The sequence below is a fragment of the Sphingomonas sp. MMS24-J45 genome (assembly GCF_044881195.1).
Classification (GTDB): Bacteria; Pseudomonadota; Alphaproteobacteria; order Sphingomonadales; family Sphingomonadaceae; genus Sphingomonas.
In genome coordinates this window covers 1,826,700-1,848,803 of the sequence record NZ_CP173255.1, presented here as the reverse complement: position 1 = coordinate 1,848,803, position 22,104 = coordinate 1,826,700, and the positions used below count along the sequence as shown (strand labels likewise).

At 66.3% G+C, this 22,104-nt stretch carries 24 protein-coding genes; 7 read left to right on the top strand and 17 right to left on the bottom strand.

All coding sequences use genetic code 11. From position 1 onward, the window contains the following. Positions 1-3 precede the first annotated feature (3 nt). Positions 4-765 carry a class I SAM-dependent methyltransferase gene (locus tag AB5I39_RS09260; RefSeq protein ID WP_404365613.1) on the top strand — a complete coding sequence of 254 codons (762 nt, stop codon included), beginning with the start codon at positions 4-6 and terminating at the stop codon, positions 763-765. 10 nt (positions 766-775) lie between these two features. Here AB5I39_RS09260 and AB5I39_RS09255 read toward each other — a convergent pair whose 3' ends face one another. The 7 genes from AB5I39_RS09255 to AB5I39_RS09225 form a co-directional block, all read right to left on the bottom strand. Further along, the gene (locus AB5I39_RS09255) at positions 776-1,804 is read right to left on the bottom strand and encodes a sensor histidine kinase (protein ID WP_404365610.1); all 1,029 of its coding nucleotides are present in this window, start codon (positions 1,802-1,804) and stop codon (positions 776-778) included. Between the two features lie 8 nt (positions 1,805-1,812). Continuing rightward, positions 1,813-2,262 carry a response regulator gene (locus AB5I39_RS09250; RefSeq protein ID WP_404365608.1) on the bottom strand — a complete coding sequence of 150 codons (450 nt, stop codon included), beginning with the start codon at positions 2,260-2,262 and terminating at the stop codon, positions 1,813-1,815. Continuing rightward, entirely contained in the window at positions 2,259-3,788 is a 1,530-nt protein-coding gene (locus AB5I39_RS09245) for a CHASE3 domain-containing protein (protein ID WP_404365605.1), read from the bottom strand. The genes AB5I39_RS09250 and AB5I39_RS09245 overlap by 4 nt, the downstream gene beginning before the upstream one ends. Before the next feature lie 88 nt (positions 3,789-3,876). Further along, complete coding sequence (locus AB5I39_RS09240) at positions 3,877-4,608, bottom strand: exonuclease domain-containing protein (RefSeq protein WP_404365602.1); 732 nt, start codon at positions 4,606-4,608, stop codon at positions 3,877-3,879. Positions 4,609-4,853: 245 nt separating this feature from the next. Beyond that, entirely contained in the window at positions 4,854-6,236 is a 1,383-nt protein-coding gene (gene pgmG, locus AB5I39_RS09235) for a phosphoglucomutase/phosphomannomutase PgmG (protein WP_404365599.1), read from the bottom strand. A gap of 72 nt (positions 6,237-6,308) precedes the next feature. Continuing rightward, complete coding sequence (locus tag AB5I39_RS09230) at positions 6,309-6,566, bottom strand: J domain-containing protein (protein ID WP_404365596.1); 258 nt, start codon at positions 6,564-6,566, stop codon at positions 6,309-6,311. Next, positions 6,566-7,360, bottom strand: coding sequence for a division plane positioning ATPase MipZ (locus AB5I39_RS09225; protein ID WP_404365593.1), 795 nt, complete (start codon positions 7,358-7,360; stop codon positions 6,566-6,568). The genes AB5I39_RS09230 and AB5I39_RS09225 overlap by 1 nt, the downstream gene beginning before the upstream one ends. Positions 7,361-7,453: 93 nt before the next feature. On the opposite strand from AB5I39_RS09225, the gene panC reads away from it, so the two are divergent. Further along, positions 7,454-8,305 carry a pantoate--beta-alanine ligase gene (gene panC / locus AB5I39_RS09220; protein WP_404365590.1) on the top strand — a complete coding sequence of 284 codons (852 nt, stop codon included), beginning with the start codon at positions 7,454-7,456 and terminating at the stop codon, positions 8,303-8,305. Between the two features lie 74 nt (positions 8,306-8,379). Then, entirely contained in the window at positions 8,380-8,676 is a 297-nt protein-coding gene (locus tag AB5I39_RS09215; protein WP_404365587.1) for a hypothetical protein, read from the top strand. A gap of 122 nt (positions 8,677-8,798) precedes the next feature. Here AB5I39_RS09215 and topA read toward each other — a convergent pair whose 3' ends face one another. The 3 genes from topA to plsY all read right to left on the bottom strand — a co-directional run bounded on the left by topA (position 8,799) and on the right by plsY (position 13,167). Next, positions 8,799-11,366: a type I DNA topoisomerase gene (gene topA, locus AB5I39_RS09210; protein WP_404365584.1), complete on the bottom strand. Its 2,568-nt coding sequence runs from the start codon at positions 11,364-11,366 to the stop codon at positions 8,799-8,801. A gap of 99 nt (positions 11,367-11,465) precedes the next feature. Continuing rightward, the gene (gene dprA, locus AB5I39_RS09205) at positions 11,466-12,548 is read right to left on the bottom strand and encodes a DNA-processing protein DprA (RefSeq protein WP_404365581.1); all 1,083 of its coding nucleotides are present in this window, start codon (positions 12,546-12,548) and stop codon (positions 11,466-11,468) included. Further along, the gene (gene plsY / locus AB5I39_RS09200; RefSeq protein WP_404374094.1) at positions 12,541-13,167 is read right to left on the bottom strand and encodes a glycerol-3-phosphate 1-O-acyltransferase PlsY; all 627 of its coding nucleotides are present in this window, start codon (positions 13,165-13,167) and stop codon (positions 12,541-12,543) included. Before plsY ends, dprA begins: the two co-directional genes overlap by 8 nt. Before the next feature lie 132 nt (positions 13,168-13,299). Between plsY and murI the strand changes: the two genes are divergently transcribed. Then, the gene (murI, locus tag AB5I39_RS09195; RefSeq protein ID WP_404365579.1) at positions 13,300-14,094 is read left to right on the top strand and encodes a glutamate racemase; all 795 of its coding nucleotides are present in this window, start codon (positions 13,300-13,302) and stop codon (positions 14,092-14,094) included. Positions 14,095-14,166: 72 nt separating this feature from the next. Further along, positions 14,167-15,411 carry a 5-aminolevulinate synthase gene (gene hemA / locus AB5I39_RS09190; RefSeq protein ID WP_404374092.1) on the top strand — a complete coding sequence of 415 codons (1,245 nt, stop codon included), beginning with the start codon at positions 14,167-14,169 and terminating at the stop codon, positions 15,409-15,411. 148 nt (positions 15,412-15,559) lie between these two features. Here the strand turns inward: hemA and AB5I39_RS09185 are convergent, their stop codons facing one another. The 7 genes from AB5I39_RS09185 to AB5I39_RS09155 all read right to left on the bottom strand — a co-directional run bounded on the left by AB5I39_RS09185 (position 15,560) and on the right by AB5I39_RS09155 (position 20,187). Continuing rightward, positions 15,560-15,724, bottom strand: a complete 165-nt coding sequence (locus tag AB5I39_RS09185) for a hypothetical protein (protein WP_404365576.1) — start codon at positions 15,722-15,724, stop codon at positions 15,560-15,562. Next, a complete protein-coding gene (locus AB5I39_RS09180; protein ID WP_404365573.1) occupies positions 15,685-15,999 on the bottom strand; it encodes a DUF3429 domain-containing protein in 315 nt (104 codons plus the stop codon). The genes AB5I39_RS09185 and AB5I39_RS09180 overlap by 40 nt, the downstream gene beginning before the upstream one ends. After that, positions 15,996-16,652, bottom strand: a complete 657-nt coding sequence (locus AB5I39_RS09175) for a class I SAM-dependent methyltransferase (protein WP_404365571.1) — start codon at positions 16,650-16,652, stop codon at positions 15,996-15,998. The genes AB5I39_RS09180 and AB5I39_RS09175 overlap by 4 nt, the downstream gene beginning before the upstream one ends. 11 nt (positions 16,653-16,663) lie before the next feature. Next, complete coding sequence (locus AB5I39_RS09170) at positions 16,664-17,923, bottom strand: DUF3419 family protein (RefSeq protein ID WP_404365569.1); 1,260 nt, start codon at positions 17,921-17,923, stop codon at positions 16,664-16,666. A 256-nt stretch (positions 17,924-18,179) separates the two neighbouring features. Further along, positions 18,180-18,737 (bottom strand): fasciclin domain-containing protein, encoded by a 558-nt coding sequence (locus AB5I39_RS09165; protein ID WP_404365567.1) that lies wholly within the window; start codon positions 18,735-18,737, stop codon positions 18,180-18,182. A gap of 104 nt (positions 18,738-18,841) precedes the next feature. Further along, the gene (locus tag AB5I39_RS09160) at positions 18,842-19,609 is read right to left on the bottom strand and encodes an anti-sigma factor domain-containing protein (RefSeq protein ID WP_404365564.1); all 768 of its coding nucleotides are present in this window, start codon (positions 19,607-19,609) and stop codon (positions 18,842-18,844) included. After that, complete coding sequence (locus AB5I39_RS09155; protein WP_404365562.1) at positions 19,606-20,187, bottom strand: sigma-70 family RNA polymerase sigma factor; 582 nt, start codon at positions 20,185-20,187, stop codon at positions 19,606-19,608. The genes AB5I39_RS09160 and AB5I39_RS09155 overlap by 4 nt, the downstream gene beginning before the upstream one ends. Before the next feature lie 147 nt (positions 20,188-20,334). Here AB5I39_RS09155 and rpiB point away from each other — a divergent pair, with 147 nt between their 5' ends. Both rpiB and glyA read left to right on the top strand, forming a co-directional pair. Next, a complete protein-coding gene (gene rpiB, locus AB5I39_RS09150) occupies positions 20,335-20,793 on the top strand; it encodes a ribose 5-phosphate isomerase B (protein WP_404365559.1) in 459 nt (152 codons plus the stop codon). Then, positions 20,790-22,103 (top strand): serine hydroxymethyltransferase, encoded by a 1,314-nt coding sequence (gene glyA / locus AB5I39_RS09145; RefSeq protein ID WP_404365556.1) that lies wholly within the window; start codon positions 20,790-20,792, stop codon positions 22,101-22,103. Before rpiB ends, glyA begins: the two co-directional genes overlap by 4 nt. The last annotated feature ends 1 nt before the right edge of the window (position 22,104 follow it).

Below are 22,104 nucleotides of genomic sequence, written 5' to 3'. Positions count from 1 at the left end.
GACATGCGTGGCTTTCTTTCCGGTATAGCGGCGGTGGCATTGCTGGCCAGTGCGGCGGTGGCGGCGGGCGTGCCCGCATCGAAGCACAGCGCGAAGGAGACCGCGCGCGCGGTGGCGGCGGGCCTCGCCAACCCCGAACGGGCCGATCAGGCGGGTGACGATACGCGGCGCAAGGCGGCAGAGGTCCTCGCCTTCTCCGGCGTCGGGCCGGGCGACGAGGTGCTCGATTTCTTGCCCGGCGCGGGCTATTGGACGCGGATATTCTCGGGCGTGGTCGGCAAGACCGGCCATGTCTATGCGATCTGGCCGGCCGCCGGCGCGAAATATGCCGCCAAGACGCTTTCCGCGCTCGAAGCGCGGCACATGTCCAACGTCACGCTGAAGGTGCTCGACGCCGGAATCGTCGGCGCCTCCGAACCGGTCGATCTGGTCTGGACCGTGCAGAATTATCACGACATCAACAACAATGGCGGCGAAGCCGCGATCGACGCGATGAACGCCGCCGTGCTGAAGGCGCTGAAGCCCGGCGGCACCTATATCGTGATCGATCATGCCGACCCCGGCAGCGGCCTGGCCAGCACCAACACGACGCACCGGATCGACCCCGCCACCGTCAAGACGCAAGTCGTCCGCGCCGGGTTCGAATTCGTCGGCGAAAGCACCGCGCTCGCCAATCCGGCGGACGATCACAAGGCGAACGTGTTCGACCCCGCCATCCGCGGCCACACCGACCAGTTCGTCTACAAGTTCCGCAAGCCGCGCTAATACGCCGGGGTTAGTGCAGCGCGGCGCGTAGCGTCGCGCGCACGCCCGATCGCGTGCTCGTGCCATATTCCACGCTCGACTGCAGGCTTTGCGCCATCGCGCGGATCAGCTTGGTGCCGACCCCCGTCCCGCGCGGGGCGGCATCGGCGACCATGCCGACGCCGTCATCCTCCACCGCGAGACGAAAGTGCGCGTCGCCATCGTCGGTCAGCGACACCCGCACCTCGCCGCCGTCGCTGGGATACGCATATTTGCACGCGTTGCTGACCAGTTCGGTGACGATCACGCCAAGCGACACGGCGCGATCGGTCGATAGCCGGATCGGATCGGCCGCCAGCGACAGCGTGCGCGGCGCGGTCGGGCTCGACCAGGTCTCGCCCAATTCCTCGACCAACGCCCCCAAATATTCGCGCATGTCGACCTGCTCGACATTGTTGCTGGTGTAGAGCCGCCGATGGACTTGCGCGATCGCGGCGATGCGGCGCTGCGTATCCTCCAGCGCGAGCCGCGCATCTTCATTGTCGAGTGCCGCCGCCTGCATCCGGACCATCGCCGAGACGATCTGCAGGCTGTTGGCGACGCGGTGGTTGACCTCGCTCAATAACGCCTCAAGGCGCGCGTTGCTGGCGCGCAGCTCATCCTCGGCCGCGGCCTTGTCGCGTTCGAGCGCGCTGCGTTCGAGCACCTGTTCGAACGCGCTGGCCAGCAAATCGAAGAAATCGCCGCCGACCGATTTTACGACATAGTCGGCCGCCCCGGCCTTGAGCGCCGCAACCGCGATCCGACCTTCCTCGGAACCGGTGACATAGACGACCGGCGGCACATCGGGCAGCGTGCGGAGCTGCTCCAGCGTCTCCAGCCCGTCCATCCCCGGCATATAATGGTCGACCGCGATCAGATCGAACGGTTCGGCCTGCGCCAGCGCGACGCCCTCCGCGCCACCCTCCGCCACCGTCACCGCAAAGCCGTGCCGAACGAGGGTGCGGGACGCCAGACGCCGCAGCCCGGCATCGTCATCGATATAGAGAACCCTCGTCACAGCGGCCCTTATGCCTCGGGCTGCGTTTCGGGCACCTGAATGACCGAGAGGAACAGGCCGAGCTGGCGGATGGCCTGCGCGAAACTTTCGTAATTCACCGGCTTGGTGATGTAGACGTTGCAGCCGAGATCGTAGCAGCGCTGGATTTCGACCTTGTCGTCGGTCGTCGTCAACACGACGACGGGCGTGCGGCGCAACGGCCCTTCGGCGGCCTTGATCTTGGTCAGGATGTCGGTCCCGCTCATATCGGGCAGATTGAGATCGAGCAGCACCAAGGCAGGCCCGTTACGCTGCGGCCCTTCCTCCGCGTTGAACAGATAGTCGAGCGCGGTCGTGCCGTCGGTGAAATGGGTGATGCTGTTGCTGATTCCGGCGCGGCGGATATTCTTTTCGATCAGACGGGCATGGCCCTCATCGTCCTCGATCATGATGATGCTGACGGATTGATGTGCGCTCATGATGCTTTCCCCGGAATGTCTGCGGCGGCTTTTTCGGTCAGCGTGACGGGTAAGGTCAGGCGGAAGGTGGCACCCTGGCCGAGTTCGGACGCCACGTCGATAACCCCGCCGAGGCGGTAGGCCAAGGTGCGGACATGCGCGAGCCCGATCCCCTCGCCCGGCTGATCCTGGTTGCCCGATCGGCGAAACAGGTCGAAAACCCGCTGGTGATCGTGCGGGGCGATGCCGCGACCATTATCGGCGATCTCGAACGTCACCCGCGCGCCCTCGCGTTTTCCCCGCACCTCGATCCGCCCGGCGCGCTTGGGATCGAGATATTTTACCGCGTTCTCGATCAGGTTCGAGAAGATCTGCTCGATCGCCAACCGGTCGCTGACGATGCCGGGCAGGGGCTGCTGGACGATGATCTCCGCGCCGCGCTGATGAAGCTGCTGCGTCAGGCTGTCGGCGATACCGTCGATCATCGCGGTCAGGTCGAGCGGTTCCGGCGCGATCACGCGCCGCCCTTCGCGCGACAGTTTCAGGATCGCGTTGATCAGCCGATCCATCTTCTGCGTCGAGCTGCGGATGAAGCCGATCGCCTCGGGCAGATCCTCGCGCGCGGCGAGCCTGGCTTCCTCGCTCACGATATCGGGGGCCCGTTCCTCCGCCCGCGCGACCAGTTCGCCAAGCGGCGCGATCGCGCCTTCCAGCTCGGCGGTAAAGCCCATCACGTTCACCAACGGGCTGCGCAGGTCGTGGCTGACGATGTAGGCGAAGCGCTGGATCTCCTCGTTCGCGCGCGTCAGGTCGGCGGTGCGTTCGGCGACCTGCTCCTCCAGCGTATCGGCAAAATCGCGCAAACTGTCGCGCGACGTCGCCAGGTCGCGCGTGTAGCGCAAAATCGTCGCGAGCGTGACCGCCGCGACCAGCACCAGCAACAGCCCGGCGACCGCCAGCGTCGCATAGAACACCTGGACGCTCGCCTGCTGCTCGGCATTGCGGATCGCGAGCAACCGCTCCTCCTCCGCCGCCAGCGCGCGCGCGACGGCGCGAACGGCGCGCATCCGGTGACCGCTGGTTTCGGTGCGGAACAGCGCAATCGCGCCGTCGCGATCGCCCTGCTCGACCAGGGCAATGGTCTTTTCGCGTTGTGCGGCAATGTCGTCGACCAGCCGCCGCAGGAGCGCCACGCGCCGTTGCTGCGCCGGATTGTCGCGCGTCAACGTCGCGATCCGCCCTATCAGGCTGGGTACGCTCGCCATACCCTCGCGATAGGATTCGATGAAGATCGGCTGCCCGGTCATCACATAGCCGCGCCGGGTCGTCTCGCTCTGCTCGATCGCAATGCGCGCGCGGTCGATCGCCAGTTCCACCTCATAGGTGTGGTTGACCGCCTGGGTATGCGCCTCGTTCCGCGCGGTGGACCAGCCGGCGGCGATGCCAGCGGCGACCAGCGCGGCAAAGCCCAGCGCGACGGCCACCACCAGGAAGCGCCCGATGCGCCCTTCACTGACGCCCAAATCCAAAACCATCCGTCGCGCCATTGGCACTATCCTTACGCAGCGCAAACGAACGAAGCCAGTGGCTTAATGTTGCGTCAGATCAAGTCGGCGGATGCGTTCAGGGGCGCGTTCAGCCGATGCCGCCGCCCCGCCGCGCGCGTTCGGTTTCCGCCGTAAAGCGGACGTCCTCGTCGCGGTCGCCGAGCATGATGGCGAGCGAGTCGTCGCTGATCTCATGCCATTCCTTGCCGCGATCCAGGCCCGGGCGGATCACCCGCGGCAACAGCCCCGGCAGGCGCGACCAGGCCAGGAGCTGCTCCAGCCCGACCGCGTTGAGCATGTCGCGCAAATGGAAGGCGGTGACATAGGCGTCCGGGAACGCCCGATGCGCCGGAAGCCCACGTTCATGCTCCAGCCCCTCGGGCTTGCGCCAATAGCGCAGCAGCTGGTTCGAAAAGGCTGGCGTATCGGGCCACAGCCGGAGAGCGCACTTCCATGTGCAGATCCACGGCGCATCGCGCGTCAGCGCGGGCGTGCAGAATTTCTCTTCATACAGCGATCGATGCGCCGCGAGCGCGACGCGCTTCGGGTACGGATCGAGCACGCTGCGGGCGACATCGTGCCACAGCGGCGCATCGGCGACCTGTTCGTCGAGAATATGATGGATCGCCTGTGTCAGCGGCGGGATCGGCCGCCCCGGATTGACCAGCCGCGCACCGCCCTCGCCGTAAATCTCCCAGCGCCCGTCCGCGCCCATCGCGACATCCTGCCAGCCGATTTCACACACGCCGTGCAGCGGCGGGGCTTCGCCAGTGGTTTCAAGGTCGATGACGCGAATGATCTGGGGGGCGGGTGGGGGCATCGTGCTTTAAGTGGCGTTTTCCCGCGCCGATTGCGAGCGGAGAAAGAGGTTTGTTCGCGCAGAGGCGCGGAGGACACGGAGAACAAGAAAGGTAGAGGCGATCACACCAAGGCGCGAAGGCGCAAAGAATTTGGTGCCCAGCGACGACTGCCGGGCACCAGTGTCATACCGCTTCGCGGGAGATCACTCTTCGTGGCTTCGCGCCTTCGCGTGGAAAACCGTCTTCTCCGCGCGACCAGCCTTGCTCAATGCGCCGCCTGCTCGCCCCGCGCCAGGCCGCTCTGCGCCAGCTGATCGTCGATCATCGCCAGCAACCGGTCGAGCCCGGCCTGATCCCGCGCCTCGGCGCGCGCGACCAGCACGTCCTGCGTGTTCGACGCGCGCAACAGCCACCAGCCATCGGGCGTGTTCACCCGCGCGCCATCGGTGCGGTTGACGTCCGCCCCCGCCGCTTCCAGCCGGTCGAGCACTTCCTCGACCACCGCGAACTTGCGGCTTTCATCGACCTGGAAGCGCATCTCGGGCGTGTTGACGAGGGCAGGCATCGCGCCACGCAGCTCGGTCATCGACTGGCCGATCATGTGCACCGCGCGGATCAGGCGGACGGCGGCATATTGCGCATCGTCGAAGCCGTAGAATTCGTGCGCGAAGAAGATGTGGCCGCTCATTTCCCCGGCAAGCGGGCTGGCGGTTTCCTTCATCTTCATCTTGATCAGGCTGTGCCCGGTCTTCCACATCAACGGCTCGCCACCGAGTTCCTTCACGCGGTCGAACAGCATCTGGCTCGCCTTCACGTCGGCGATGATCGTCGCGCCGGGCAGTTCCTTCAGCACAGGCTGCGCCAGAATGGACAGAATCTGATCGCCCCAGATCACGCGGCCCTGCCCGTCGATCGCGCCGATCCGGTCGCCATCACCATCGAAAGCCAGTCCGAAATCGAGCTGCTTCTCGGCGACCAGCGCCTTCAGATCGGCAAGGTTCTTTTCCTCGGTCGGATCGGGATGATGGTTGGGAAAATTGCCGTCGACATCGGTGAAGAGCAGATGATGCTCACCCGGCAGGAGCTTGACCAGCTTCTCGATGATCGGGCCCGATACGCCATTGCCCGCGTCCCAGCCGATCTTGTAGCTGCCCCCGGCATAGCCCGCGACCAGCCGGTTGACGTAATCGTCCTCGATATCGGCGCTCGAGACGGTGCCCTCGCCCGTCTCCCAATCGCCCTCCGCCGCCATGCGGCCAAGGTCCTGAATGTCCTTTCCGAAAAACGGCTTGTGCTGCAGCACCATCTTGAAGCCATTGTAATCGGAGGGATTATGACTGCCGGTTATCTCGATGCCGCCATCCACTTCTAGCGTCGCCTCGGCATAATAGAGCATCGGCGTCGGGCCCATGCCGATCCGCACGACATCGACGCCCGCCGCGGTCAGGCCGCCGACCAGCGCCGCTTCCAGTTCGGGCGAGGACAGCCGACCGTCATAGCCAACCGCTACGCGCGTGCCGCCCGCCCGGCGCACGCGGGTACCGAACCCGCGGCCGATCGCATCGGCATCGGCTGGCCCCAATGTCTTCCCGACGATCCCACGAATGTCATATTCGCGCAGCGACGTGGGGTGGAAAATGTGGGTCATCGGGTCGGCTCCTGGCTATTCGTGCATGCCCAATCGGCGAGCGATGCGAAAGTTCAATGACGGTGTCGCGCGTTAGCGGCCAAGCAGCAGGTCGCGCGCAGCGTTGATCCGGCGGGTCAGCTCGGCCGAGCCACCTTTGTCGGGGTGCACCGCAGATACCAGCCGCCGGTGCGCGGCGCGGATCGCATCGGCATCGGCCCCGGCATCGACCCCCAGCACCGCGCGCGCCTCGACCTCGTCCAGCCGCGCCGCAGGCTTCGGGCGCGGGTGCGGGCGCAGCAGCAGCCACAGCCCGAAGAGCACCGCCGCCACGATCAGCACCTTGGCCATCAGGCAAACAGCGGGAGGACAGGTTCGGGCAGGGCGAGCGCCCCCATCATCTCGCGCAACTCCTGCCGCGCGGCGACATGGGCCAGCCCCATCGAGCCGAATTCGCCTGAATCGAGCATGGTCAGCCCGGCCGGGAACAGCTCCCGGTAAATGACGCGCTCGCCCAGCCCCGGCACGATGCGGAAGCCGACGCGCTTGGCGAGTTGATCGAGCGCTTCGGACACGCGGCGCATGTTGCGCGCCTCGATATGCTGCACGCGGTTGCGCAGGACCACCCAGTCGATCGTCGATCCATCCGCCTTGGCGCGGACCTTGCGCGCTTCCCAAATCAGCTCGGCGTAGAAGCTGGGGCGTGTGACCTTGTACGTTTCCGGATCGACCTGCCCGATCAGGTCGAAGTCGACGAAGCTGTCGTTCATCGGTGTCACCAGCGTGTCGGCCCGGCTGGCCGCCATCCGTGCGAAGCGGTCGTCGCGGCCGGGGGTGTCGATCACCAGGAAATCGGCCTCGGCCGACAGGCTGTCCATCGCATCGGTAAAGCGCGCCAGGCTCTCGCCGTCATGCGTAGCGTGGTTCGGGATCGGCAGCTCGCGTCCGGTACGCTTCACGGTCGCCGCGCGATTGTCGAAATAGCGCCCCATCGTGCGCTGGCGATGATCGAGATCGAGCGCCGACACCCGTGCACCGCGTGCGGCGAGCGCAATCGCGACATGCACCGCCGTCGTCGATTTGCCCGTGCCGCCCTTTTCATTGGCAAAGACAATTATATGTGGCTTTCGCGCAGCAGTCGCCAACGTGGTCGCTTCCCGTCTTGTTCGCTTAGGCTCCGCCTCATAGAAGGCCCGCCCCGTCCCTGTCGTTTCGTCCTTATCGAAGGCCCCACGCCTGTGCAAACCATCCGTACCCTTGAAGCGCTCCGTTCTGGGATTGCCGATTTTCGCGCCGGCGGCGCATCGATCGCGCTGGTCCCGACGATGGGGGCGCTGCACGCCGGGCACATCGCGCTGATCGAGGCGGCGAAGCGGCCGGGCCGCAAGGTCGTCGCGTCGATCTTCGTCAATCCCAAGCAATTCGGGCCGAACGAGGACCTGTCCCGCTATCCGCGCAAGGAAACCGCCGATCTGGCGATGCTGAAGGCAGCCGGCTGCGATCTCGTGTGGCTGCCGCCGGTCGAGGTGATGTACCCGAACGGTTTCGCCACCAATATTTCGGTATCGGGCGTCAGCGACGGGCTCGACGGGGCGGCGCGACCGGGGCATTTCGACGGGGTCGCAACCGTGGTCTCGAAACTCTTTAACCAGGTGCAGCCCGATCTCGCGCTGTTCGGCGAAAAGGATTTCCAGCAGCTCGCCGTCATCCGCCGGATGGTTTCCGATCTCGATTTCGCGATCGAGATTCAGGGCGTGCCCACACAGCGCGACGATGACGGCCTCGCGCTGTCCTCACGCAACGTCTATCTCGATGCGGAGCAGCGCGCCGCCGCCGTCGCTTTACCCCGCGCGCTGGGCGTGGCGGCCAAGGCCATCGCACGCGGCGACGATCCCGACGCCGCGCTCGCCACCGCGCGCGACACGCTCACCGCCGCAGGTTTCGCGGTCGATTATGTCGAGCTGGTCGATGCCGAAACGCTGACACCGGGCAACGACGCCAAGCGCGACCGGCGTCTGCTCGCAGCGGCAAAATTGGGCAACACCCGGCTGATCGACAATCTCGCGGTCCCGCCTGCGGAAGATGCCTAATCGCCCGTTAACCTTTCGTTGATCCTTCCTTGGCAGGGTGCAGCCAAGAGGAATGGTTAACGAGGGTTGAGAGCATGGGCACGAGCCTGAAAAACGCGCAATTCCTGATCGACAGCCGGATCGCCGATGCGGCGCGCGGCGATCCCGATGCCTGTTACGATCTCGGCATGGTCTATTCGAGCGGATCGACCGGGGTCGGGATCGATCTGATCGAGGCGCACAAATGGTTCAACCTCGCCGCCGTCGCCGGCAGCGAAGCCGCCAAGGATTGCCGCCGCGACATCGCAGAGGACATGACCGCGCGAGAGATCGCAACCGCCCAGGCCGCGGCGCGCGCGTTCCTCATGCGGAACCAGCGCCGCGCGGCCTGATCCTTTCGCCTCGACACGTCCCGCTACCTTTCGGGCTAAGTCTGTCGAAGCCTCTTCTCGCGCGCGCGATCGCGCCCATGCGGCACGCTGCCCTTCGACACGCCCAGGGCGAACGGAACTGGTTATGCCTCCGCCGTAACCTTCTTGGCAGGGGCCTTCTTCGCTGCAGGCTTCTTCGCTGCCGCCTTTTTGGCCGGCGCCTTCTTGGCCGCCGCTTTCTTCTTGCCCTTGGTCGGTGGTGCCGCCGCTGCGCGCGCGTCGATCAATTGCGCCGCTTCCTCAAGCGTCAGCGCATCCTTCTCGATCGATTTGGGCAGCGTCGCATTGGTCGTCCCGTCGGTGACGTACGCTCCGTAGCGCCCCTCCATCAGCTTGATTTCGGCCTCGGTCCGCGGATGCGGTCCCAGCACCTTGAGCGGGGCCTGCGCGCCGCGCTGTTGACGCCCGCCGCCGGCCGCCGCCTCGGCCAGCTTGACCACCGCGGCGTTCATGCCGGTTTCAAACACTTCGGCGGTCGATGACAGCCGCGCATATTTGCCGGCATGCTTCAGATAGGGGCCGTAGCGCCCGATCGCCGCCGTGATCGGCTCGCCGGTTTCGGGATGCGTGCCGATCGTGCGCGGCAGACTCAGAAGCTTCAGCGCCCATTCCAGATCGAGGTCGCCGATGTCGCGCGGGATCGACGCCATCTTGCGCGTCTCGCCCTCACCGATCTGAATATACGGCCCGAACCGCCCGGATTTGCGCTCGACCGGTAGCCCCGTCTCGGGATCGTTGCCGAGCGTCTCCGGCCCGGTATCGGCGCCCTCGCCATCCGCGCCTGGCTGACCGAAGCGGCGGGTGTATTTGCAATCGGGATAGTTGGAGCACGCCACGAACGCGCCGAACTTGCCGCCACGCAGCGCAAGCTGCCCCTTGCCGCAATTCGGGCACAGCCGCGGATCGCTGCCGTCCGCTTTCTCCGGGAAGAGATAGGGTTCGAGGAATTTGTCGAGCTCGGCGGTCACTTCGGACGGCTTCTGCTCCATCACCTGCGCGGTGCGCGGCTTGAAATCGCGCCAGAAGGCGTCGAGCACAGCCTGCCACTGCGCCCGCCCGCCCGACACATCGTCGAGTTCGTCCTCCAGCCCGGCGGTAAAGTCGTAGCCGACATATTTCTCGAAGAAGCGCTCCAGGAACGCCGTCACCAGCCGCCCCGATTCCTCGGCGAAGAAGCGGTTCTTCTCGACGCGGACATAGGCGCGGTCCTTCAGCGTCTTGATGATCGAGGCGTAAGTGGAAGGACGCCCGATGCCGAGTTCTTCCAGCCGCTTGACCAGCGACGCTTCGGAAAAACGCGGCGGCGGCTGCGTGAAATGCTGTTCGGCGGTGACGCCCTTCTTGGCGGGCGCGTCGCCCTCGCGCAGGCGCGGCAGGCGGCGTGCGTCCTCATCCTGCGTGTCGTCCGAACCTTCCTCGTACAGCGCGAGATAGCCGGGGAAGAGCACGACTTGCCCGGTCGCGCGCAGGCCGGTCTGGCCGCTGCCGTCGAGCATCTCGACCGTGGTACGTTCCATCCGCGCCGAGGCCATCTGGCTGGCAAGCGCACGCTTCCAGATCAGATCGTACAAGCGCGCATGATCGCCACCGCCAGCCTTATCCTTGCTGAAATCGGTCGGGCGGATCGCTTCATGCGCTTCCTGCGCGTTCTTCGCCTTGGTCTGATAGACGCGTGGCTTGTCGGGGACGTAGCTCGCGTCATAGCGGTTCGCGACGGCCAGCCGCGCGGCGGAAATCGCGCTCGAATCCATCTGCACGCCATCGGTACGCATGTAGGTGATCGCGCCGTCCTCATAGAGCGCTTGTGCGATCCGCATCGTGTGATCGGCCGAGAAACCGAGCTTGCGCGAGGCTTCCTGCTGCAATGTCGAGGTGGTGAAGGGCGGCGGCGGGTTGCGCGTGGCGGGCTTCACCTCAACCGAGGATACGCTGAAGCGCCCGTCCTCGACTGCCTTCTTGGCGCGCTGTGCGGTGCCTTCCTCGCCGATCGACAGGCGGTCGAGCTTCTTGCCCTCGAAGGTTACGAGCCGCGCCTGGAACGGCGTACCGTCCTGCTCCATGTCGGCGGTGATCGACCAATATTCCTGCGGGCGGAACGCCTCGATCTCGCGTTCGCGGGCAACGATCAGGCGCAGCGCGACCGATTGCACGCGCCCCGCCGATTTCGCCCCCGGCAGCTTGCGCCACAGCACCGGCGACAGCGTGAAGCCGACCAGATAATCGAGCGCCCGGCGTGCGCGATACGCGTCGATCAGATCGGTATCGAGCTCGCGCGGATGCTGCATCGCTTCCGTAACGGTCGCCTTGGTAATCGCGTTGAAAGTGACGCGCTGCACGTCCTTGGGCAGCGCCTTGCGGTTCCGCAGCACCTCCTGGACGTGCCACGAAATCGCCTCGCCTTCGCGATCCGGATCGGTCGCGAGGATCAGGCGATCGGCCTTCTTCGCCTCGTCGGTGATTGCCTTCAATTGCTTGGTCTTGTCGGCGTAATTTTCCCATTCCATCGCGAAACCGTCTTCCGGATTCACCGATCCATCCTTCGGCGGCAAATCACGGACATGGCCGTAGGAGGCGAGCACGCGGTAATCGCTGCCGAGATATTTCTCGATGGTTTTGGCCTTGGCGGGCAATTCGACGATGACAAGCTGCATGGGGAAGTTGCGTCCTTACGTGTACGCGCGAGGGTGGCGGGGTCCGGGGCGGCTCGTCAAGTCGGCGTGCGCTGTCATCGATGCAAGTGCTCCTGACCGCTAGGAGAGGCTCACCCGCCCCCCAGCGTGCCGCTCCAGCCGCCCGGCCAGTTCGAGTTCCAGCAATACGGTCTGCACGATCGCGGGGGCATGACCCGACTGCCGGATCAGTTCATCGATCGCCACCGGCACCGGGCCGAGCAGATCGGTCACGTCACGGCGTTCGGCGTCGCTGGCATCCTCGGGCGGGGCGGGGCGGAAGCCGTCACGCGCATTGCGCACCATCCGGCCGTCGATCGGGCGCACCGTTTCCAGCACGTCGGCGGCCGACTGGATCAGCGTCGCCCCGTCGCGGATCAGGCCGTTGCAGCCTTGTGCGCGCGGGTCGAGCGGGCTGCCGGGCACCGCCATCACCTCACGCCCCATCTCCCCGGCCAGCCGCGCGGTGATCAGCGAGCCGGATTTCGGTGCCGCCTCGACCACGACCGTGCCGAGCGACAGTCCGGCGATGATGCGGTTGCGATACGGGAAATGCCGCGCGCGCGGTTCGGTGCCGGGGGGTTGCTCGGCGATCAGCAAGCCTTCCTGCGCGATCCGCTCCTGCAGCGCGGCGTTTTCCGGCGGATAGACCACATCGATCCCACCCGCGATCACGCCGATCGTGCCGCCCTCCAAAGACCCGACATGCGCGGCGGTATCCACCCCGCGCGCCAGCCCGGAAACGACCGTCACCCCGTCGCGCCCCAATTCCGCCGCCAATTGCCGGGCGAAGCGGCACGCCGCCGCCGAGGCGTTGCGCGCGCCGACCATCGCGATCGTCGTGCGCGCCATCAGGGCGACATTGCCGCGCAGCATCACGACCGGGGGCGCATCGTCGAGTTCGGCCAGAAGCACCGGATACTCGGGATCGCCCAGGAACAGGTGCCGCGCACCGAGTCGCGCGACCTGCGCCAGTTCGCGTTCGGCGAGCGCCACCGGCGCGACCACCGGGGGCTTACCACCGCCGCGTGCGGCAAGCTGCGGCAGTGCTTCGATTGCCGCCGCCGCATCGCCAAAGCGCGCGATCAACTGCGCATAGGTGACAGGTCCGATCTGCGCCGTGCGGATCAACCGCAGCCGTGCGACGGCGGCCGGATCAGGCATTGGCGCGCGGACTCGCCCCGCCGCTACGCCCGACGCGCGGCTCGGTCCCGTTCAGCAGACGCGCGATATTCTCGCGATGCTTCCACAACACGAGCAGACTCAGGCCGAGCAAAGGCGCGAGAAGATCGACCCTGCCGAAAACGCCGGCGCTGATCGGGGCGCTGATCGCCGCGATCATCCCTGCGAGCGACGAGATTCGGAAAATGGCCAACAGCGCGATCCAAACCACCGCATAGACCAGCCCGATCGGCGGGTGCAGCGCCAGCACGATACCGAGCAGCGTCGCCACGCCCTTGCCGCCGAGATAGCGTAGCCAGACCGGATAAAGATGCCCCAGAAACGCCGCGACGCCTGCCGCGACGCCCGTGCCGCCGAGATAGCGCTCGGCGATCCACACCGCCGCGAACCCCTTCAACGCATCGAGGATCAGCGTCGCCGCCGCCAGCCCCTTGCGGCCGGTGCGCAGCACATTGGTCGCGCCGATATTGCCCGATCCGATCTGCCGAAGATCGCCCGCGCCCGCCGCGCGCGTCAGCAGCACGCCGAACGGGATCGACCCCAGCAAATAGCCCAGTACCAGCGCAGCCGTCGGATTTTGCCACAGATATTCGGTCGGCACGGTGATGCGGTCCCCCCAAAGAGCCACAACCTAGCATGGCGCGCCGCCCACCCGCCACAGGCTTGATAATGCCCCGCTGGCCCCGCCCGCCCCGCCTTTGTCAAACGTCGCCACCGCGCTATGCCCGGCGGCATGGATAATCGACCCGTTCTGTTCTTTGATTCCGGGGTGGGCGGGCTGTCGGTGCTCGCCGCCGCGCGCGCGCTGCTGCCACAGATGCCGGTCGTCTATGTCGCGGATTCGGCGGGCTTCCCCTATGGCACGAAGAGCGAGGCCGAGATCGCCGCGCGCGTGCCCGCCTTGCTCGGGCGGCTGGCCGAGCGCTACCGCCCGCGCCTGATCGTCATCGCGTGCAACACCGCCTCCACCATCGCGCTGGCTGCAGTGCGCGGTGCGCTCGACGTGCCGGTGGTCGGCACGGTCCCTGCGATCAAGCCCGCCGCACTGGTCAGCAAGACTCGCGTGATCGGCGTGCTCGGCACACCGGCAACCGTCCGCCAGCCTTATGTCGATGATCTCGCCCAGCGCTTCGCCGGGGACTGCATCGTACTGCGCCACGGATCGGCCGAGCTGGTCGAATTGGCGGAGGCGAAGTTGCACGGGATCGCGACCGATCCGGCGCGCTACGCCGCAATCCTGGACGACCTGTTCGGGCAGGAGGGCGGCGCGCAGATCGACACGATCGTCAATGCCTGCACGCATTTCCCGCTGGTCGCCGAAGAACTCGCCGCAGCGGCCCCACATCCCATCACTTTTGTCGATGGCAGCGCCGGCATCGCGCGCCGCATCGCTTTCCTGACCGATGGGCAGGACTGGCCCGATCAACCAGCGCAGGGCCGTGCCGTCTTCACCGGATCGGCCGATGCAAACCCCGCATTGGCGGCAACCCTCGCGGGGTTCGGCCTCAGCGAAATCGAAACGCTGTAAGTGCAAAAACCGATCAGTGAGATGCACGGAAAGTCGCTGGAACTCGGCCCCCATCGGCGCTACAGCGCGGCCATGCACGCAGACTCACCCGGCACCCGCGGAGTCGATTATTCGCGGATCTTTGCGCAAGCGATCGATCGCTTGCATGTCGAGGGCCGCTACCGCGTGTTCATCGACATCCTCCGCAACAAGGGTGCGTTCCCCAACGCGCGCTGTTTCGCCGGGCATAACGGGCCCAAACCGATCACGGTGTGGTGCTCGAACGATTATCTCGCAATGGGTCAACACCCGAGCGTGATCGCGGCGATGGAGGAGGCGCTGCACGATGTCGGCGCAGGCTCGGGCGGCACGCGCAACATCGGCGGCAACACGCATTACCATGTCGATCTGGAGGCCGAACTGGCCGATCTGCACGGCAAGGAAGCGGCGCTGCTGTTCACCAGCGGCTATGTCTCGAACGAGGCGACGCTCGCCACGCTCGCGAAGATCTTGCCCGGCTGCATCATCTTTTCCGACGAGCTGAACCACGCCTCGATGATCGCGGGCATCCGCAATTCGGGGTGCGAACGGCACGTCTTCCGCCACAATGACGTGGCGCATCTCGAGGAACTGCTCGCTTCGGTCGATCCCACCGCGCCCAAGCTGATCGCCTTCGAAAGCGTCTATTCGATGGACGGCGACATCGCGCCGATCGCCGAAATCTGCGACCTGGCGGACAAATATAGCGCGCTGACCTATCTCGACGAAGTCCATGCCGTCGGCATGTACGGCGCGCGCGGCGGCGGTATTTCGGATCGCGACGGCGTGGCCGACCGGCTGACCATTATCGAAGGCACGCTGGGCAAGGCATTCGGCGTGATGGGCGGCTACATCACCGCCGATCAGACGATCGTCGACGTGATCCGCTCCTATGCGCCGGGCTTCATCTTCACCACCTCGCTGTCGCCGGTTCTGGTCGCCGGTGCGCTGGCCAGCGTACGGCACCTTAAGGCGTCCTCGGTCGAGCGCGAGGGCCAGCATGCCGCCGCCGCGACGCTGAAGGCGCTGTTCGCCGAAGCCGGTCTGCCGGTGATGGATTCGACCACGCACATCGTGCCACTTATGGTCGGCGACCCGGTCAAGGCCAAGAAGATCAGCGACGTGCTGCTCGCCGAGTATGGCGTGTACGTGCAGCCGATCAATTATCCGACCGTGCCGCGCGGCACCGAGCGCCTGCGCTTCACCCCCGGCCCGGCGCATGACGAAGCGATGATGCGCGAACTGACCAGCGCCTTGGTCGAAATCTGGAGCCGTCTGGAACTGCGCAAGGCCGCCTGACCGTCCGGCCGGGGAACCGCCCCCGGTCCCTCTCGTTACCGTTCTTCACGTTAGGGAGACGAACGATGGGCAAGGGCTGTATTTTGTGGATGCTCGGCGTGCCACTTCCAGTGATTCTGGTGCTGTGGCTGATCTTCGGCCGCTAAACTCAGACGAACGCGAGCGCTAGCGTCAGCCCGCCCAGCCCGAACGACAAGGGCAGCCGCAAACTCATCCACCACGGCGGCACCATGCCGCGCCGCGCCAGCATGAGATCGACGCCCAGCGCAGCGATCAGCGCCCCCCCAGTATCACCAGCGACGGACCCGGCCACGGCTGCCCCGTCGCCCAAGGCACCGCCGTCCCAAGCGCGATCAGCGATGGCGCTATCGCCGCAACCCACAGCCACTCCGGCGGATTTTGCTGGCTGGCCGCGATGCCCCACCACAGCCCACCCAGAAAACTTAGGATCAGCGCAGCATAGGCATAACCCATCGACAGCGCGGTGAAATGCAGTGGGGTATCGCCGCTGAATACCACCGCCACCGCGGCAAGCTGCGGCAACAGCCCGGCGAGCCCCAGCCAGCGCGGCACCGAGGGCGGGTTCATGCCTGCGGTCCCCGCGCGATGAGGCCGGACCAGGCATAGCCGCGATAGAGCGGCGCAAAGCGCGCGGTGCCACCGACCTCGCACGCCGCCTCGATCAACGCGGGCTGAAGGGTCGCGCGCGGGGCCACGTCGAACTTGGCGAGCCAGGCGAACAGCCCGGCACGAAACGCGCGCGGCAAACGCTCCTGCTGCCCGAAATCGACCACGTCGAGCCGCCCGCCCGGCGCCAGCTTCCCTGCCGCCTCGCGGATCGCCCCGCGCCAGTCTGGGATCATCGACAGCGTATAGCTTTGGAACACCCGGTCGAACTCGCTCACGTCGAACAGCGCCTGCGCATTGAACGCCGTCGCATCGCCCTGCGCCAGGACGATCCGATCCGCCAGCCCGGCCTTTGCAACCTTGGCCCTCGCGGTTTCCAGCATCGCTTCCGAAATATCGATCCCGAAGAAGCGCGCGTCCGGCCACGCCCGCGCCGCCGCGATCAGATTGCGCCCGGTGCCACACCCGATCTCCAGCACGGTACCCCCGGCCGGCGGCGCGATCCCGGCGATCAGCGCGTCGCGACCGAGCAGATAATATTTGCGGGTGAGGTCATAGAAATGGCGCTGCGTCCGATAGATCGCATCCATATGCCCCGCGTGGGCGCTATCCATCACGGTACTGCTCACCGCAGAACGTAGAGATGCACGCCGCCGTAGATCGAGGAGCGATCGCGCCGGGTATAATCGAGCGATTCCGCCGCGCGATAGTCCCATTGCCCCAGGATCGCATCGGGCACGCGGCCGGGCAGGATCGTCGGAGCGCCTGCGGTGCGGAACAGAACGCGCGCGCCGGGCTTGGCGGTGCGGGTGATTTCGCGCCACAGATCGGTCAATTGTTCGTCTGTCATCCAATCCTGCGCATCGAGCAGGATGTAGCGGTCGCGCGAGGCATCGGCGCAGGTGCGCAGATAATCGGTGAAATTGGTGTGCCGCACCTCGATCCGCTCGGCCCGCGCGACGATCTCGTCATAATGCGCGCGCTGCAGATAGGGCGGCAGCGGCGCCGACGGACCCTGGCCATAGCCGCGTCCGAATGCCTGCCAGGCGAAATAATTGTCCTTGATGTCGAAATCGCAGGCAAGCTTCTCAAGCCGTTCGCGCAGCACGACCGCCATCTTCTCGTCGCCTGCCAGCGCTTCATATTGCGCGGGCGGGATGCCCAGGCCGAACAGCGAGGCCGGCTGATCGGTGATCCATTTGATGAAGCCCTTGTCGAAGAAGGGCGCGAAGTCGCGGTCGAAAATCGCGCGCTGTTCCTCGACCGATTGCGCGCTCAGCAACACCTTGGGGTTCACCCCGTTCAGCCGCGCGAGCAAATGCGCGACTCCAATGAAATTCCCGAGCAGCCCGCGCTTGTAGACGTTGCGCGCAAACCCGCCGATCCGCCGCCGCCCGATCATGTCGCGGCCTTCCCAATACGCCAGCGTCGCTTCATCCAGGTGCGGGCGAATATAGGTGCGATAGGCGGCGACGTTCTGGCGGCTGTTGGCCTGCGCGAAGAAGCGGTGGAAGGCGGCATAATCGGGCAAATGCCGCGCCGCGACCAGCTTCAACTTGTTAAGCGCGATATGCGCGGTGTTGAGATCGACCGCGGTGATCGCGCGCGGGTTCGCGGTCAGGTACGACATCATGTTGCACCCGCCCGAGGCGATCGTGACGACATGGCTGTCGGGCGTGATCGCCAGCGCCTCCATGTCGACCGCCGGATCTTCCCAGATCTGCGCGTAAACGAGGCCGCGAAACGCGAAGGTGAAGGCGCGCTCCAAGATGCCCTGCTTCGACAGATGCTTGTGCTGATGCACTGCGCTACGCACCGCATCGTTCTTGGCGTCGCGGCCGTCCTGGCCGATGCGGTTCTTCAACGATCGAATGGCGTTGGCCATGGCGTGTCTCTCCAGCCGGATGTCCCGTCGGGCGTCGGGACAGGCCGACGCGCTACGACGATCCGGTGACGCTTCCATGACGAGATCGTTGCGAAAGAAAAGGACCTGCCGGCAAAAGGGGGCGCCGACAGGTCCGTTTACGCCACCATTCGCCGCAAAGGAGGGGATCCGGCGAATGGGTACAGGCCCCTGCTTGGGACAGGGACACTTCTTTATACGCGACCGCGCACCCAAAGGATGCGAAGGTCGCAAAAAATTACGGCATCATCACCGTATCGATGACGTGAATCACGCCGTTCGACTGGCGCACATCGGCGATCGTGATCTTGCCGGTGTTGCCCTTGGCATCGGTAATGGTCCAGCCCTTCATGCCCTTCTTGAAGGTCAGCGTGCCGCCCTGGACGGTGGTGTAGCTGGCAACCCCGCCATGCGCCTTGGCGGATGCCGCGATCTGGGCAGCCGAGATGTTGCCGGGGACGACGTGATAGGTCAGGATCGTGGTAAGCGTCGCCTTGTTCTCGGGCTTCACCAGCGTCTCGACCGTGCCGGCCGGCAGCTTGGCGAAGGCGGCATTGGTCGGCGCGAACACGGTGAACGGCCCCGGGCCCGACAGCGTCTCCACCAGGCCAGCGGCCTTGACCGCGGCGACGAGCGTGGTGTGGTCCTTAGAATTGACGGCATTTTCGACGATGGTCTTGGTCGGATACATCGCGGCACCGCCCACCATCGGGTTGCTGGTCTTGGCATAGGCCACCGACGCGCCGCTGGCGACGAGCGCGGCGGCAAGAAGCGAAGCACGGAAAGTGCGGATCATGACGGTAAGTCTCCTGCTGATACGTCCGAACCGGACGCAGCGGCAGGTACGGAGAGTGCAGCGCGGCGGATGCACCTCCGCCGAAACAAAGTTCGACGGGGCGCTTAAACCGGCGCGAGCGCACCCTTGGCGACGACCGGCCCGGTCGGCAGGCCCGTCGGCGATCCGCCGATCGGCTCGACCGTCACCGCCAGCACCGCGCCCGCAGCGATCCGCGCGCGATTTTCCGGCGACAGTGTCAGCGCGGTGCTGCCGCGTTCGCGCAACACGCCAAGCGAATGCGGCGTGCCGTCAGCGGGAATCACCCACAGTTCGGCACTGCGATCGGCGGCGACCAGCTTCGCCTGGGTCACGCGGATGGCGCCTGCCTGCGCATCGAACACCGCGGTCGCGGGCGCGCTCCCCGCCTCGGTCGGATCGATCGAGGCCACCAGCGTAGGAGCGGGGGCGGTAACCACCGGCGCGCTTTGGCGTGGTTGCGGGGCGGGTGGCACGGGCACCGGACGCGCGATCAGAACGACCAGCAGCACCGCCGCAACAAGGCTCGATACGCCCGCCAGCGCGGGCCATAGCTTGCTTGGCGGTCGCGGCGTCGGCGTCAGCACGGCGACCGGCGCGTCCGGCGCGCGATCTAGCGAACGCTCGATCCGGTCGAACAGATCGGGTGCCTCAACCGCAGGCCACAGATCGAACAATTGCGCGAGATGATCGCGCCAGCGCTCCACCGAACGCGCAAAGCCCGGCTCGGCAAGCACGCGCCGGATCGCGGCCGCGCGCTCCTCCCCTTCGAGGAGACCGAGCGCAAGCTCCGCCGCCGCCATGTCCGGGGTTTCTTCGCCGTGCGGCGGATCGACGGGCGGCAGGTCGCTCACGCGTCCAGACACTCCTTCAATTTGGCGAGGCCGCGCCGCACCCAGCTTTTCATCGTACCCAGCGGCACCGCCTGGCGCTCGGCCAGATCGGCATAGGTCACCCCGTCGAAAAACGCCGTGCGGATCGCGCTGCGCTGCCGCTCCTCGAGCGTATCGAGACACCCGTGCAGGCGGTGCGCCGCTTCGTCCTCAAGCATCGTCTCACTGGCCAGCGGTGCGGCATCGACGATTTCGGGCGCATCCTCGATCGGCGCGGTCCGGCGGACTTTTTGCGCGCGCTGCCAATCGATCGCGCGGTTGCGCGCGATCGTGGCGAGCCAGGTGATCGGGCTCGCCCGCGAGGGTTCATAGGCCCCCGCGCGTTTCCAGATCGTCAGATACACGTCGTGCAACACGTCTTCCGCTGCCTGCCTTTCGCCGCAGATACGGTAGCAAATGCCAAAAAGCTTCGCCGACGTCAGCGTATAGAGATCGCGGAACGCCGCACGGTCTTCTTCGCCGGTGCGCACCAGCGCTTCCACCAGGCGCGCGCGGGCGGCGTCGGGTGCTGCCGCGCTGTCGAGGGAAGAAGACGTCACGGAATCGGTCTTACGGCGGCGCAGGCGCGACGGCAATCGCCTGCTTCGCATCGGCACCGCAACGACACGACGCTTGGGTGTGGCATTCCCGTCGGGACGCCGCTAAAGGCTGCGCATCCGCTTCACCGATTTGGGACCGCGCCGACCTTGCGCATCGCCATCGCCTCCGATCATGCCGCGTTCGCGCTGAAGGCGACGCTTGCCGCCTGGCTGACCGAGCAAGGGCATGACGTGCTAGACCTCGGCCCCGACAACGACGCGCGCGTCGATTATCCCGATTTCGGGTTCAAGCTGGCCGAGGCCGTCGCAGACGGTGAGGCCGAGCGCGGCATCGCTCTTTGCGGATCGGGCATCGGCATTTCGATTGCGGTCAACCGTAACCCGGCGGTGCGCTGCGCGCTCGTGTCGGAGCCGCTCTCGGCGGCGCTCGCGCGCGAACATAATGACGCCAATGTCGTGGCGCTCGGCGCACGCCTGACCGGCGAGGACATGGCCAAGGCCTGCATCACCGCTTTCCTGACCACCGCCTTCGCCGGCGGCCGTCACCAATCCCGTGTCGAAAAGCTCGGCACGCCCCCTCTCCCGCTTGCGAAGGAACCGGCATGAGCACCAATCCGACCACGCTGCACGATCTGCAGCCCGACGGTTTCTTCACGCGCGGCCTGGCCGAGGCGGACCCCGCCGTGTTCGGCGGCGTGACGCAGGAATTGCAGCGCGAACAGACGCAGATCGAGCTGATCGCGTCGGAAAACATCGTGTCGAAGGCGGTGCTGGAGGCGCAGGGTTCGGTCTTCACCAACAAATATGCCGAGGGCTATCCCGGCAAGCGCTACTATCAGGGGTGCCACCCCTCCGACGTGGTCGAGCAGTTGGCGATCGACCGCGCCAAGGAACTGTTCGGCTGCGCCTATGCCAATGTTCAGCCGCATTCGGGCGCGCAGGCGAACGGCGCGGTGATGCTGGCGCTGGTCAAACCGGGCGAGACGATCCTGGGCATGAGCCTCGACGCCGGTGGCCACCTGACGCACGGCGCCCGCGCGGCCATGTCGGGCAAATGGTTCAACGCAGTGCAATATGGCGTCGATCCGGTCACCCACCTGATTGATTTCGAGGAAGTCGCGTCGCTGGCGCGCGAGCATAAGCCCAAGCTAATCATCGCGGGTGGCTCGGCCTATCCCCGCCAGATCGATTTCGCCAAGTTCCGCGCGATCGCGGATGAGGTCGGCGCCTATTTCCTGGTCGACATGGCGCACTTCGCCGGGCTGGTCGCGGCCAAGCTCCACCCCTCGCCCTTCCCGCACGCGCACATCGCGACGACCACGACGCACAAGACGCTGCGCGGGCCGCGCGGCGGCATGATCCTCAGCGACGACGAAGCGCTCGGCAAGAAGCTCAATTCGGCGGTGTTCCCGGGCCTGCAGGGCGGCCCGCTGATGCACGTCATCGCGGCCAAGGCAGTCGCCTTCGGTGAGGCGCTCCAGCCGGGCTACAAGAGCTACATCGCCGCGGTCATGGAAAACGCCAAGGTACTGGCGGCAACGCTGAAAGAGCGCGGCTGCAACATCGTCTCGGGCGGCACCGACACGCACCTCGCGCTGGTCGACCTGACGCCGCTGGGCGTGACCGGCAAGGATGCCGACGAAGCGCTGGAACGCGCCGGGATCACCTGCAACAAGAACGGCATCCCGGGCGATCCGCTGCCGCCGACCAAGACCAGCGGCATCCGCGTTGGCACGCCCGCCGGGACGACCCGCGGCTTCGGCCCTGCCGAGTTCCGCGAAATCGGCCATATGGTCGCCGACGTGCTCGACGGCCTGCGCGCCAAGGGCGAGCAGGGCGACCCCGAGGTCGAAGCCGCTGTACGTGAGCGTGTTAGTCTGCTATGTCACCGTTTCCCCATCTATCCGGAGGCATGAC

Coding starts and splice junctions, on each gene's coding strand:
- AB5I39_RS09215 (WP_404365587.1), top strand. CDS start 8,380: ATGGGCACGAGCCTGAAAAACGCGCAATTCCTGATCGACAGCCGGATC.
- glyA (WP_404365556.1), top strand. CDS start 20,790: ATGAGCACCAATCCGACCACGCTGCACGATCTGCAGCCCGACGGTTTC.
- murI (WP_404365579.1), top strand. CDS start 13,300: ATGGATAATCGACCCGTTCTGTTCTTTGATTCCGGGGTGGGCGGGCTG.
- AB5I39_RS09245 (WP_404365605.1), bottom strand. CDS start 3,788: ATGGCGCGACGGATGGTTTTGGATTTGGGCGTCAGTGAAGGGCGCATC.
- AB5I39_RS09260 (WP_404365613.1), top strand. CDS start 4: ATGCGTGGCTTTCTTTCCGGTATAGCGGCGGTGGCATTGCTGGCCAGT.
- hemA (WP_404374092.1), top strand. CDS start 14,167: ATGCACGCAGACTCACCCGGCACCCGCGGAGTCGATTATTCGCGGATC.
- pgmG (WP_404365599.1), bottom strand. CDS start 6,236: ATGACCCACATTTTCCACCCCACGTCGCTGCGCGAATATGACATTCGT.
- AB5I39_RS09175 (WP_404365571.1), bottom strand. CDS start 16,652: ATGGATAGCGCCCACGCGGGGCATATGGATGCGATCTATCGGACGCAG.
- AB5I39_RS09180 (WP_404365573.1), bottom strand. CDS start 15,999: ATGAACCCGCCCTCGGTGCCGCGCTGGCTGGGGCTCGCCGGGCTGTTG.
- AB5I39_RS09230 (WP_404365596.1), bottom strand. CDS start 6,566: ATGGCCAAGGTGCTGATCGTGGCGGCGGTGCTCTTCGGGCTGTGGCTG.
- AB5I39_RS09250 (WP_404365608.1), bottom strand. CDS start 2,262: ATGAGCGCACATCAATCCGTCAGCATCATCATGATCGAGGACGATGAG.
- AB5I39_RS09170 (WP_404365569.1), bottom strand. CDS start 17,923: ATGGCCAACGCCATTCGATCGTTGAAGAACCGCATCGGCCAGGACGGC.
- dprA (WP_404365581.1), bottom strand. CDS start 12,548: ATGCCTGATCCGGCCGCCGTCGCACGGCTGCGGTTGATCCGCACGGCG.
- AB5I39_RS09165 (WP_404365567.1), bottom strand. CDS start 18,737: ATGATCCGCACTTTCCGTGCTTCGCTTCTTGCCGCCGCGCTCGTCGCC.
- AB5I39_RS09240 (WP_404365602.1), bottom strand. CDS start 4,608: ATGCCCCCACCCGCCCCCCAGATCATTCGCGTCATCGACCTTGAAACC.
- topA (WP_404365584.1), bottom strand. CDS start 11,366: ATGCAGCTTGTCATCGTCGAATTGCCCGCCAAGGCCAAAACCATCGAG.